Annotated in this window: 13 protein-coding genes, 1 tRNA gene and 1 other RNA gene; 9 read left to right on the plus strand and 6 right to left on the minus strand. The window is 28.6% G+C overall.

Annotation, left to right across the window (positions count from 1 at the left end; all coding sequences use genetic code 4):
- Positions 1–105 precede the first annotated feature (105 nt).
- Positions 106–375, minus strand: coding sequence for a hypothetical protein (locus tag MCJ_RS00905; RefSeq protein ID WP_012751399.1), 270 nt, complete (start codon positions 373–375; stop codon positions 106–108).
- Positions 376–447: 72 nt separating this feature from the next.
- Between MCJ_RS00905 and MCJ_RS00910 the strand changes: the two genes are divergently transcribed.
- The 6 genes from MCJ_RS00910 (at position 448) to MCJ_RS00935 (ending at position 6,497) form a co-directional block, all read left to right on the plus strand.
- Positions 448–1,239: a leucine-rich repeat domain-containing protein gene (locus tag MCJ_RS00910; protein WP_012751400.1), complete on the plus strand. Its 792-nt coding sequence runs from the start codon at positions 448–450 to the stop codon at positions 1,237–1,239.
- Positions 1,240–1,294: 55 nt separating this feature from the next.
- Positions 1,295–2,731 carry a pyruvate kinase gene (gene pyk / locus MCJ_RS00915; RefSeq protein WP_012751401.1) on the plus strand — a complete coding sequence of 479 codons (1,437 nt, stop codon included), beginning with the start codon at positions 1,295–1,297 and terminating at the stop codon, positions 2,729–2,731.
- Between the two features lie 86 nt (positions 2,732–2,817).
- Positions 2,818–2,891, plus strand: a tRNA-Gly gene (locus MCJ_RS00920).
- 103 nt (positions 2,892–2,994) lie between these two features.
- Complete coding sequence (locus MCJ_RS00925; protein WP_012751402.1) at positions 2,995–3,273, plus strand: HPr family phosphocarrier protein; 279 nt, start codon at positions 2,995–2,997, stop codon at positions 3,271–3,273.
- Between the two features lie 285 nt (positions 3,274–3,558).
- Positions 3,559–6,075 carry a PTS transporter subunit IIABC gene (locus tag MCJ_RS00930; RefSeq protein ID WP_231833524.1) on the plus strand — a complete coding sequence of 839 codons (2,517 nt, stop codon included), beginning with the start codon at positions 3,559–3,561 and terminating at the stop codon, positions 6,073–6,075.
- A 68-nt stretch (positions 6,076–6,143) separates the two neighbouring features.
- Complete coding sequence (locus tag MCJ_RS00935; protein WP_012751404.1) at positions 6,144–6,497, plus strand: hypothetical protein; 354 nt, start codon at positions 6,144–6,146, stop codon at positions 6,495–6,497.
- 224 nt (positions 6,498–6,721) lie between these two features.
- Here MCJ_RS00935 and MCJ_RS03575 read toward each other — a convergent pair whose 3' ends face one another.
- From MCJ_RS03575 to MCJ_RS00950, 5 genes are all read right to left on the minus strand, one after another.
- Positions 6,722–6,982, minus strand: coding sequence for a hypothetical protein (locus MCJ_RS03575; RefSeq protein WP_012751405.1), 261 nt, complete (start codon positions 6,980–6,982; stop codon positions 6,722–6,724).
- Positions 6,983–7,749: 767 nt separating this feature from the next.
- A complete protein-coding gene (locus MCJ_RS00945; RefSeq protein WP_012751406.1) occupies positions 7,750–8,862 on the minus strand; it encodes a YitT family protein in 1,113 nt (370 codons plus the stop codon).
- Positions 8,863–8,885: 23 nt separating this feature from the next.
- Positions 8,886–8,982, minus strand: an RNA gene (gene ffs, locus MCJ_RS03585) — signal recognition particle sRNA small type.
- Between the two features lie 1,170 nt (positions 8,983–10,152).
- Complete coding sequence (locus tag MCJ_RS03670; protein WP_012751407.1) at positions 10,153–10,326, minus strand: hypothetical protein; 174 nt, start codon at positions 10,324–10,326, stop codon at positions 10,153–10,155.
- A 5-nt stretch (positions 10,327–10,331) separates the two neighbouring features.
- Complete coding sequence (locus MCJ_RS00950; RefSeq protein WP_012751408.1) at positions 10,332–11,174, minus strand: UPF0236 family transposase-like protein; 843 nt, start codon at positions 11,172–11,174, stop codon at positions 10,332–10,334.
- Positions 11,175–11,230: 56 nt separating this feature from the next.
- On the opposite strand from MCJ_RS00950, the gene MCJ_RS00955 reads away from it, so the two are divergent.
- The 3 genes from MCJ_RS00955 to MCJ_RS00965 are packed head-to-tail and all read left to right on the plus strand — an operon-like array spanning position 11,231 to position 13,174.
- On the plus strand, positions 11,231–11,503 hold the full coding sequence (locus tag MCJ_RS00955; protein ID WP_231833525.1) for a helix-turn-helix domain-containing protein: 273 nt from the start codon (positions 11,231–11,233) through the stop codon (positions 11,501–11,503).
- A gap of 19 nt (positions 11,504–11,522) precedes the next feature.
- The gene (locus tag MCJ_RS00960; RefSeq protein ID WP_041594585.1) at positions 11,523–12,290 is read left to right on the plus strand and encodes a hypothetical protein; all 768 of its coding nucleotides are present in this window, start codon (positions 11,523–11,525) and stop codon (positions 12,288–12,290) included.
- On the plus strand, positions 12,275–13,174 hold the full coding sequence (locus tag MCJ_RS00965; RefSeq protein ID WP_012751411.1) for a DNA-methyltransferase: 900 nt from the start codon (positions 12,275–12,277) through the stop codon (positions 13,172–13,174). Before MCJ_RS00960 ends, MCJ_RS00965 begins: the two co-directional genes overlap by 16 nt.
- Positions 13,175–13,238: the final 64 nt, after the last annotated feature.

Consider the following 13,238-nt stretch of genomic DNA (forward strand, 5'->3'; position numbering starts at 1 on the left):
TTTTAAGATTTTTGTAAATTATTTAATTTGCCAACCTAAAAGTAGACATAATTAAGTAACTTTAATAAAAACATGATAAATTAAATATAAATGTAAAAATAGTAGTTAGTAAATATAATAAATAGGTGGTCTGCTTTGTTTAGAATTTTCAGCATTTTGTGCTGCGCCATTTTCTCATTTGGCAGAACTATCTTTTGATTTTATTTCACCCACAGGACTAAATGCTGCTCTAATAGAGCCGGCAACTACACTTACTAATTGTCCAATTGCACCTGCTGCAAGAACTAAAGTAGGCACTGCTGCTAAGAACCCAGCGCCGCCCTTTTCATATTTTTCTTGTTCATTTAATTTTACAAGCTTGTTGTTGGGATTCACTTTTACCTCCTTTCGTTACAAGTTAAGGATAAACTCGAAAAAACTACAAAAAAAAGAAAAAAATAGGAAAAAATGCAAAAAAGTATTATTTCTCGCAAAGAAGCGATGTCGATCATTAATAATCCAAATTACAGAAAAAATGATGTCCTTGATTTGTCTAGTTTAGAGGCTACAGAAATTGCTACTTATGCTTTTTCAGCACTTAATTTGCAGTTAAGCAAATTAATTTTGCCAAAAGGTTTGCAAAAAATTGGTGATTCAGCTTTTATGCTTAATGAAATACAGGAAATTGTTTGAAATGATGAAATCCAAGAAATTGGTGATTCAGCTTTTGAACATAATTTAATTTCAAAAATTGAGCTTCCAAAAACAATTAAAAAATTATCACCTTTAGCTTTTGCAATGAATCAAATTAAAGAGGTAGTAATTTTTAAAAATATTGATGAAATTGGTAATGATGTCTTTCATGGTAATCCGTTGGAAAAGCTATATTTTTATACACTAAATTGCCAAATAGACCCATATAGTTTTGCTGGTTTGGAACCAAAAGAAATCATTGTAGAAAACGATTTTGATTTGCAAATTCCCAATCAAAATGACAAGTATTCTAGAATTAATCTTGATTTTTACAAAGATTTTGATATATACGAAAATGAAATTGAATTAGAAATTGCCAATTCTCTACTTGTTGATATTCTAGCGAGTTTTAGTTGGATAAATGCAGAAAAAATTATCCTAATCAATCCAAAAGTGAGTGCCACAAAAGACTTAAATTTATATGTGGTAAAATACGAAATGCAAAAAAATATTCAAATTTTTGCCCGTGGATCAGAAAAATATCAAAAATTTTTAAAAATTAATTAAGATTGTATAATTTAAGTAATATAATTTAACTACTATTTTAAAAAACGGAGTTTTTATGAACAATATGCAAGAATTTATTTCAAAGAGAACTAAGATTATAGCAACTATTGGACCTTCAACAGAAGATTACAATTTGCTAAAAGAATTAGTGCTTGCAGGGGTAACCACAATCCGTGCTAATTTTTCTCATGGGGATTATCAAGAACAAATTAAAAAATTTGATAATGCCAAGAGAATATCAAAAGAATTAAACATTCCAGTTTCAATTATGCTTGATACCAAAGGCCCAGAAATTCGTGTTGGTAAAATGGCTAATGGTGCTCAGGAAATCAAGGCAAATCAAGAATTAGTAGTTTTAACTAGCCCACAAGATTACAAGGAATTTGAAGGCACAAGCAAAATCATTACAGTTTCTTATGAAATGGATTCTGATTTAAAAATAGGTGATTCTATCTTATTTGATGATGGAAAACTTCAATCTCATGTTGTTGCTATAGAAAAAAATAAAGTTACTGTCATAACTAAAAATGCTCATGTTTTAAAATCTAACAAACGTGTTAATCTACCTGGAATTGCTTTTTCACTACCTTTTCTTTCTGAAAAAGACAAACAAGACATTTTATTTGGAATTAGTCAAAATATAAATTATGTTGCAGCTTCCTTTGTTAACTCAGCAGAAAATGTTAAAGAATTGAGAACACTTTTAGACGAAAATGGTGGTAAACATATTGAAATAATTTCTAAAATTGAATCTACTTTAGGTCTTGAAAACATTGATGAAATCATCGAACACTCTGATGGTATTATGGTTGCCCGTGGCGATCTTGGCTTAGAAGTTCCTTATCAAGAAGTGCCATTTCAACAAAAAAGAATTGTTAGAAAATGTCGTTTTGCTGGCAAAACAGTCATTGTGGCAACACAGATGTTAGATTCAATGGAAAAATCATCACAGCCTACCCGTGCTGAAGTTAGCGATGTTTATTGAGCAACAGAATTAGGTGCCGATGCCACCATGTTATCAGGTGAGTCAGCTCAAGGACAATTTCCACTTGAGTCAGTTAGAGTCATGGCAACTATCAATAAAAGAGCAGAAAAAGAATTTTACAACAAACTATTTTATAGCAAACAATTAGCTGTTATTACTAAAAATTCTTCTGGTCACCGTGCACGCATTGCTCACAACTTAGCACACTTGGCTTACGAAAGAGACATCAAATATACAATTGTATTGTCAAGAACTGGTCAACTCTTAAAAAATATTGCAAAGTTTCGCCCTAATACAGCTGTTATTGGTGTAGTAAATGACAAAAATGTCATTGGTAGCTTCGGTATTACCTCATCAGTGTTTGTTTCCTTAGATTCTATTAATTTCTTTGCTGCAATTAAAAAAGATATTACTAAAGCTCGCGAAGTTCTAAAACCTTTTGGAGCACAGCCTGGTGATGTCTTTGTAGTTGTTGAAAATGATAAAATGACTGAATTTATCTATTAATTAATTTTGAAAACATAATTCACACTTTGAAAAAAAAAAAAAATATTTCTTGTTTTTTGAAAAATAGTGTATAATTATGTTTACATGCAAGTGTAGTTTAATGGCAGAACTTCAGCCTTCCAAGCTGATTGTGAGGGTTCGATTCCCTTCACTTGCTCCATATCATTAAGTTGACCGAAACAAAAACATAAATTGTTTTTGTTTTTTTATTTTAAAATTTATTTTATAATTAAATTTATAAAATTGAAAGGATATCAAAAAATATGATTTCATTTGAAGCTCAAATTATTGATCCAATTGGACTACACGCACGCCCAGCGGCAGGAATTAGTAAGTTAGCGCTAGCTTTTACAAAAGAATTTGATGTAAAAATTAGTATTACTAGCAATGGAAAAACTGTCAATGCTGCTTCAACTATGTCAATTATGACTTTAGGAGCAAAATCAGGACAAACATTTAAATTAGAAGTAGAAGGTCAAAACGAAGAAGAAATCTTTAACACAATTAAAGACTACATGATCAAAGAAAAACTTATTGCATAATAAAATAATAGTAATAAAATAATATTTCAATTTCACAATATCTCCTAAAAGAGATATTTTTTATTCTTTTTGCAAACTTTATAAGCTAATAAAATTTCAAAATTATAATATCGCAAAAATAGTTTCTTATTTTTAAAAAATATAAATTAAAATTTGAATTTAAATGTAAAATTCTAATTTTGTCAAAACAAAACCTTTTTGCTTATACTTTTATTTTTATGTATTAAAATTTAATAATAGGTTATCAAAGATAACCAATAAAAAACAAAAAATGAAAGGAGAAATATGAAGCAAATTTCTATGAGCTCTTTAACTAGTATCTTTAGTAGAAGAGAGCGCAATATGAACAACGCGAAAAGTGGAAAATTACGTAAAGTGCTTTCCAAAATTTCCGGTGCTTTTATGTTGCCAATTTCAGTTATGTCCATTGGTGGATTGTTTCTAGGAATTGGTGCTGCGATCGCAAGTAATAGTAGTAGTATTGCTGGGAAACAGTTTGGTGAATTTATTCAACAACTTGGTAACCCAGTTTTTGCTATATTGCCTCTTTTATTTGCTATTGGAATTGTCGTCGCCTTTACAGACGAAGCTGGAGTTGCCGTCTTTGCAACAGTTATTGGTTATATGATTTTTGTTGCTATTCAAAGTGTTTTTATTACTGCCGATCAGTATGTAAATGTTTTAGAAAGAGATGCTCAACCTCTTTCTGAAGCTGCTAAAACATTCTTAAAAGATAATAATCAAACTGCAGTTGATGCTTTTAAAAAAGCCCTTGAATCCGCAACAGCACTAACTGCAGCAGATAAAACTTCACTTCTTGCTCTTGCTGAAAAACCAGCAACTGGATACACTATTTTATTCGGGGGTGCAGGAAGAAACCCAATCGAACTAGAAAGATTAGTTGGTGCTTTTGCAGGATATAATTCCTTACAAACTTCAGTATTTGGTGGAATTATTGTTGGTTTTACTACTCAGTGACTATACAACAAATTCTACACAATCCAACTACCTCAATTTATTTCATTCTATGGTGGAAAAAGATTCGTTTCTATTGTAAATATACCAGTTATGGCATTATTAGCAATTTTATTCTTAATCTTTTGACCTTGAATTGGAATTATTCTTAATAAAATCGGACAAGGGATTGGATCCGCTCCTTATGGTGTAGAATCACTTATCTTCGGTTATATTGAGAGATCATTAATTCCTTTTGGACTTCACCACGTATTTTATGCACCACTTTGATTCTCATCAGTTGGTGGTGATGCTGGTGAAGCATTAATTAGTGGTTTAGATAAAATCAAACAAGCAAACGAAGGATCACAGGTTATCTTTGGTGCTAATACTAATGCATTACTTGCTGCAATTGAGCAAAATAAAAGTGCATTCCAAGGTGACTCAACCGCGTCTCTACAACTTCTTAAATTTGGAAACTTTGTAGATTACAAAATCGGAGATAAAGAATTTAACATTCCATTATTTGAATTCTTAGCAGATAATGGATTTAAAGCAGGTAGATTTGCAGATGGTAAATTCTCAGGAATGATGTTTGGTCTTCCAGCAGCAGCAGTTGCTATGATTATGGCAGCACCAAAAGAAAATCGCCGTGTTGCTACTGGAACTGTCTTCCCAGCTGCACTAACTTCATTTATTACCGGAGTTACTGAACCAATCGAATTTACTTTCTTATTCTTATCACCATTCCTCTTCTGAGGATTCCACGCCTTCTTTATGGCACTTTCCTTCCTTTTTGCCAACCTCGCTGGTGTGCACATTCCACAAGCATTTAGTGGTGGTGCTCTCGACTTAATTCTATACGGAATTGTACCAGTGCAAAAAGGAACTCACTTCTGATGAGTATTAGTAGTTGGACTTGCATATGCTCCTATCTACTACTTTGCCTTCTACTTCTATATCAAATATCAAAATCTTGAAACCCCAGGTAGAGGCGGAAATACTAAATTATTTACTAAAGCAGATTATTTAAAAAGAAAAGATGACAAAAGTGCATCTCAAACAGTTGATCCACAAGTTTTAGCTATCATTGAAGGTTACGGTGGAATTGATAATATTTCTGCATTTAACAACTGTGCATCTAGACTTAGATATGATGTCAAAGATTTATCTAAAGTATCTGAAGCAAAATTAAAACAAGCAGGTGCTGTTGCAATTAAAATTGAAGGACAACACCACGTACAAGCAATTTTAGGACCAATTGCTGAACAATTAAATGCTAAAATTAAATCACAAAGAGATGAAATTATTAATCTTCAATTAAGTAAGAAAGATGCAACAATGTCAACAGAGACTTCATTTGTTGAAGAAAAAACTATTGATATTTTTGCTCCAGCATATGGTGAGCTTATTAAATTAGAAGAAGTTGGCGATGATGTCTTTGCTGCTAAATTAATGGGAGATGGTTTTGCAATTCGTGTTGGTAAAACTGGAAAAGCTACCATCCACGCACCTATTAGTGGTAAAGTTAAAATGGTTTTTGATACCAAACACGCAATTGGTTTTGTAAGCGAAGATGAAACTTTACAAGTCTTAATTCACATGGGAATCGACACTGTTAATCTCAAAGGTCTTGGATTTATTGCTAATGTCAAAGTTGGTGATACAGTCAAAGCTGGAGAGCCAATTGCTACTATGGATCTTGATGAACTAAGTGCAAATGGTGTAGAAAACACTGATGTTATTACAGTAGTGCTTCCTGAAAGTAAGAAAACTAAAGTTGATATCAAAGTTGAAAATCAAAAAATTGATGACATCTTTGCCTTTTCAATTGCCCAAGCATCTTAATAATAATCCAATTTATTTTTCCCACCCTTTTGGGTGGTTTTTTTATAAAAAAATATATAATTATAGTTATGATAGTTTTATTTCAAAAAGTTGTAACTAATCCATTTTATCGTGATAAAGTCGAGTCACTTGGCCTTTCGCCTGCAGTTTCAATTTCATTATCAGTTATCTTTTTTATTTTATCAATAGTTGCAATTTCTTTTCATAATTATACACGTCGTAAAATAAAAGAATTTAAAGCTGAACAACTCAAGCAATATAATTTGGACAACCCTAGAAATAAAGAAACCAAATACGAAAAAACTGGATTATTCTTACCATCATGAGAACGTGCTAAATACAATGCACATATATTTTTAGCACTTGTTTTCTTTGCAGGTGGGCTTGTTTTTGCTACCAATACCACACTGTCAACTTTATAAAAAAACTTGGAAATTTCCAAGTTTTTTTGTTGCTTTGAATTAAAAAAATATTTTAGATTATTTAGTACAATCAAATTTATTGGTTGTATCTCGGATATTAAAACTAGAGTAGCAAAAGTTTTCATCAACTTTGGCTATTTGGCATAAAATGGGTTTTTTTCAATTAAAAAAACAATGGCTTCTATTTTTAATGTTTTCAAATTAGTATATCCAGATTCACCTTCTTAAATATTGCAAGGATGTCAATAATTTACTTTTTCTAAATGTGCTAAGACTTCTTCTGGTTTTTTAGTATAAATAGTGAGCAAAGTTTTTCCAAATTTTGGGTAAATTTTATTAACAATTTTAGTAGTAATAAAGGAATAAACAAGAATAGCTGTGGTTTTGATTCCAAAAAGTTGAATATTAATTTCTGTATTATTATAACTTATAAAACAATATGTAGTTAGAGAAAATAAACCAAAACTAATGGAGATTAAAAACATGATTTTTCGAATTGATTTTTTTGGAAGTTGTATAATAAGTTATAAAACTTATTATACAACTGTAATCTCCGAATTTCCAAGTTAAACGAACACCTGTGCCAGCAAAAACATCACTAATTATAGTATAATAAATAGTTTCTCAAGAATTTTCATTAACAGGTTTTTGTATTAAAATGTTATTGCTTAAAAACTCTTTAAAAGGAAATTTAATAGTAAATAGCTGATTTGACATAATTTGGAATAATAACCAAATCACATTTATTATGATAAATTGTTTGTTTGGTATTTTACCTTAACTTCAAATAATAAATGGAATGTTAATCACTAAATGAATCGACGAGAATTCTCAGCTAATATCAATAAGTGTTTCCTTTTTACAATAATAGTTATTAATTTGGGGATAGCTGATGTTCCTGTAGGCAAACCATTGGCAATACCTAAAAAATATAACTGCCAAACTAAGTAAAAAAGATGAAATTAGCATTATAAAAATTGAAATAGGTTTAATAAATCAGATATTTTTTAGATTAATTGGCTTTTGTTTGAAGTCAAAAATTTCCCGATTTGCTTTTGCAACTGTACTCTTTTTTAAAAAATAAAAAAACACATTGAAAAATGTGTTTGCTGTTCAAAATTACTATATAGTTCAAAGTTTTTCTATTTTTTATTATATCACATTTACCTATAAGATATTTAAGAAGTAAACAACTTAAAAAAGTAATAAAATTTATGTGATTTTTTAAAAAAACAAATTTTGAGTTATTTTTTTAGTTTAATTTTGTGCTGTCAAGACGGTTTGTTGTATCTATTATTTTACTAGTAGAATACCAAAATTGCTTATCAATTTTTCCAATTTCTTTTAAGATTGTTTTCTTTTCGATTATAAAAATGATAGTTTCAATCTTAGACTGTTTTAAACTTGTGTAGCCAGATTGTCCTTCTCAAATATTATAAGAGTGTCAATATTTAATTGATTTAAAATGAGCTACTACTTCCTCTGGTTTGCTTGTGTAAATAGTTAGTAAAACTTTTCCAAATTTTGGGTAAATTTTATCTATTATTTTGCTGCTTATAGCCGAATAAAGGAAAAGTGAAAATGTTTTAATACCAAAAAGTTGAATTGTATTTGCAGAGTTATAACTAATAAAATAAAAAATAATTAATGATAAAATACCCAAGCTAATTGAAATAAAAAACGTGATTCTACCTAAAGCTTTTCTTTTTTTAGAGGATATATAATATGTGATAAAATCAGTTCCACCACCTGATCCACCAAATTTTCAAGCAATACCAATTCCTAACCCTGCAAGAACAGCACCTATTGAAGTGTAATAAATGATTTGTCAAGAGTTATCTTCTACTGGTTTAGAAATTAAAATATTGTCAAGTAAAAATCTTTTGAAAGGTGAATCCAAGGAAAATAACTGGTTTCACATAATTTGAAACAACATTCAACAAACCGTAATAATTACAAATTGCTTGTTTGAGGATTTCACTCATATTCAAACTATGAATGGAATGTTCATCACTAAAAAAATTAGTGAAAAAGCTCAACTAATATCAACTCCAGTCTGATTTTTTACAATTATTATAATTAATTTAGGAATTGCAGACATTCCTGTTGGAAATGTATTAGCTAAACCTAGAAAAAAAATAATTCCCAATGAAAATAAAAATGATGAGACTAACATCATAAAAATTGATATAGGTTTAACAAATCAAACATTTTTGATCGTAACTGGTTTTTGGTCAAAATTAAATATTTCATTATTAGCTTTATTAACAATTTTGTTTTTTAGACAATTAATTTTATTGTGTTTTTTATCAATTGAACAAAGACATTGTTGTTCTGTTTTGCGCGGTTTTTTACTGTGAGACATATCCTATTTCACTTTTTAATTATTATATATAAAAAACCACTAAACACAACACTTCTCGATGTGGCTGCTATATTTCTATCCTGACCAGGTTACAAGGTTATTATTTTAGTGGCATTTAAATTATAACATACAAAAGTTATAAATAAAAAACTTTTTATTTTTTTAGTAACTCTACAAATTTATTCTTATTTTAATGAATTCATTGCACATAAAAGTAAAAGATAACTTTATATAAATAGAAGTTTTCGATAAAAAAACTTTATAAATCTTTGTGTTAAAATTTATTAGTGGGTTGTAAACCCGCTAAATTAGTATGAGTAGTTTAATAAATAAAAAAATCTACTATTTTTGTTTACCAACCTCAATAATACTTTTTTACATTTTGTTTCATAACATAGATTTTGTTTCCTATTGTCTCAATCTACTCATACACTCAAAAAGCAATATATTCATGATATTGCTTTTTTATTTCATTGAATCATCTCTTCTGATGTAAAAGAGTCTTTAAAAATAAAGAATTTTAGGAGCTAAGAAATCTAAGTCGGTGAAAAGATTTAGACGCATTTTTATAGTGGTCTACTGCTTTCTCGCCAAGTATATGGTGTCACACTTTTTAAAACATGGACGAGAAAAAATATTATTTTTTCATTTTTAAGTGTTGGTACTGAGTTTGTTAAGTTTTAATTTACATAGTAAATTATTTATTATAAAAATACCCTTTTGGTAAAGCTAAAGTGCCAACTTTTTTATTGTGGTAAACAATCAAGATATGATGTTATTACTTATAGTAATAAAAGTGGTTCTCCGGTAGGGTTTTCTACCACTTTCTTATCTTGCCTACAAGGTGGGGTACCCATGTGTAATAATAGCAGTTTGCACCACCATTGGTGCAAGGTATATAAATTTTGTACATAACAAAATTTTAATTTACTTAGTAAATTAAGCTTTCTTTTAAAATGGTATTTTTTTAGTTAATATGATTTTGATTTGTACCAGTAATAAGTTAGGTTGTACCATATAATAAAATATATTATATTTATATAATATAAAGATATATAAAAATGGTGTTTGAATTTTGAATATTTTAGTTCAAAAATACCGTTGCTATGTTAAGCTCTTTATTATTGAAAATCATCAGTTTTTTAAATAATTCTAAGCTATATGTAGCGTGTTTGTTAGAGGTCATGGTTTTATAGATAAAATGTTCGGTAGAACTGCTACCAATTAAGCGATTTCCATTAGTATCTCAGATGCTTTCTTTGTTGTTATTTACATATTCAAAAAATGAATTTATAACATTTCATTGTTCTTTTGTAAGGTTTGTTTGGTTGCCTGATTTAAGAAAATATCAATACATTGTAGATATTTTAAATAGGTATTTTTGCTTAAAACATCATTAAAAAATTTGTATCAAGTACTAAAATTTAACCCTTTTTGTTTAAATTGTTTAAACAGCTTTTTCATACATTTTAAGGCTCCATTTCTACTAGTAAAAGCTTTTTAAGTTGATGTTTTAAATGTAATTCATCTAGTTTTAGAATACATTTAAATTCGTTTTTTAGGGTTTTCATTCATCTTGCACCATCACCATTTATAAGTAATTTTGATGGGTCAATTCGTACTGTTTTTAGTTGTGCTGCTGGTTTATTTTGGTTGTTATTTGTAGGTTCAATAACATAAAAAGCAATGGTTTTTGAATAATTTATATTAGTTGTTTTTTGGTCAATTGGGTGTAAAATTAGCATTCTAATTTTGTGTTTTAAACGCTTTGTATGATTGTTAAATTTCAAGAAAGTGTCATCAATTTCAAGCTTAAAAAGTTGGTTTTCAGAGTGTTTAAAAGCATTAATATGTTCATTTAACAGAGTTTGATTTTGACTTTTTAAGTCTAAAATTAAGGGTATTTTTGTTTGCTTTAAGTAGTGTCTAAGTAATGCGATTGTAGGAATTTTGTTATATATGTTGTCAATTCTTTTGTTAGCAAAATAGACAATATTTAGTCTATTTATAAATTCAACATCATATTGTTTCCCTTTGTTTATTTTTAAAAAATCATCGTGATAAAAAGCAAAAACTTGCCTTTTATTTGAGTTAGGAGTTGGTTTTGATAAGTATGTAATTTTAACTTTTATAGTGCCATAAATAGTATGAATAGTTCGGATTCTATGCTTGTCAATCCAGTATTCTGGATGCTTTAGTTTAATCTCTTTTAGAGCAATTATGCGTTTTGTTTCTAGTTGTTTTTGGTATATTTCAATTTGTTTTTTATCACTTGATGTGACGTTTAAGATATTATCAAAAACAGAATTCATAATAAAATTTGCTACTTTCTATCCTAAATTATTTGCCTAAAGTATACGAAAAATAGATGATAACAAAAAACTTGAGGAAACTCAAGTTTTTTGTTATAATTAAACAAGATAAAAAGCCAAGAGAGGATAGTATGAACATATCGTATGAGCCATTATGGAATCTTTTAAAATCAAGAAATATGAAGAAAAAAGATTTATTGGAAAGAGCAAATTTAACAACAAATTGCATAGCGAATATGGGAAAGAATGAATATATATCGCTTAGAAATATTCAAAGGATATGTGAAGCATTAAATTGTAAAATTGAAGATGTTATTAAAATTATTTAAAATGGAGGAGAAAACAATTATGAGATATGAAGATTTAGAATTTAAAATACCTATAGAGTCTGAAGGATATGAAAAAGATTCAAAATTTGTTATTGGACAAATAATAAATATATTACAAGAACGAAAAAATTCTGGCGATGATAAGATTATAATAAATACAAATTTAAAATTAGGACTACCATTAGAAAATATAAACAAGATTGCAGGTCCTATGATCGAAGCTTGGGCAACTGAGGTTTTTGCCGGCATTAGAGATGTTCAAAATAATAAATATAATTTAATAAATGTAGAAGCACAAGAAAGATTAGAAATGGCAGATATTATACTTCAGTTTAAGAAAGATAATGGTAAAGTTCTTACAGGAAATATTGATGTTAAGGCGACTGCAAATGATATTGTTAATAGTGGAAAAGGTCCTAATATTGCTTCTTTTTCTAGGATTAGGACAGCTTATGTAGTTGAACCCGATTATATGTTTATAGTATTGTCGATTAAGCATAAAGTTTATTCAGAAAGAAATGAACAAACACAATTGATGGATGGGATTATGGAAGTTGTTGACTTTGATGCTTATGACTTAAAATTTATAGGAGATAATGACATAAACTATAATCCAGCTCTAGGTACTGGTCAAATACAAATAAAAGATATTAATTATGTTAGTTTTAAAAAAAGAACTACTTGGGAAATGTGTCAATTATTAGATAAAAAATATTTGCATAGTAGCAGAAAAACGATTAAAGATTTCTATAGAGAGGCAATTAAAAATAAATGGATAAAACTTTAAAAATAATTTGTGGAAATGCAATTGAAGAACTTAAAAAAATTGAATCTAAAAGTATTAATTTAATTGTCACAGATCCACCATACAATTTAAATAAAGATTATGGAAATAATAAAGATAATTTGAAATTTGAAGAGTATTTAGAATTTTCAAGACAGTGGCTTACCGAAGCAAAAAGAATACTAAAAGATGATGGAACTATATATATTTTTATGGGTACGAGATATATATCATATATCTATAGTATACTTGAAAAAGAATTGAATATGCATTTTAATTCTTGGATAACTTGGTTTTATACACAAGGAATAGGGAAGACAAAAGGGTTTTCTCCTAGACACGATGATATACTAATGTTTACCAAGCATAAAAGTAAATTTACCTTTAACTTAGATGATATAAGAGTTCCACAAAAATTTTATCGTTCAGTAAATAATATGAGGGGTGCAAATCCGGGGAATGTATGGCAATTTTCTCATATGCATTATTGCAATAAGAATAGAAAAAAACATCCCACACAAAAACCAGAAGGTTTATATGAAAGAATGATTTTAGTATCATCGAATGAAAATGACACTGTACTTGACCCATTTGTTGGTAGTGGAACAATGCTTAGAGTTTGCCAGCAAACTAATAGACGAGGTATAGGTATAGATATTAATGAAGAGTATGTTCGAATGTGCAAGGAAAGATTAGAAGAAGATTTTACAGGTTTTGATAGTGAAGATGAAAGAATTAAAAGAGTGCCTAATGATTTAAATGATCCTATTATTAGAAAAGAATATATTGAAAATCACAAAAAATGGTTTTTTAAAAACCATCAAAACTTAATAAAGGAATTTGAAGATGAAGTAAATAAAAAATACTTTCATAAAAAAGACGATTAGATAAAAATCTAGTCGTCTTTTTTTATACATGAAAGGAGTAATTATAAACCAGGACAAAAAAAGT

It is taken from the genome of Mesomycoplasma conjunctivae (genome assembly GCF_000026765.1).
Classification (GTDB): domain Bacteria; phylum Bacillota_I; class Bacilli_A; order Mycoplasmatales; family Metamycoplasmataceae; genus Mesomycoplasma; species Mesomycoplasma conjunctivae.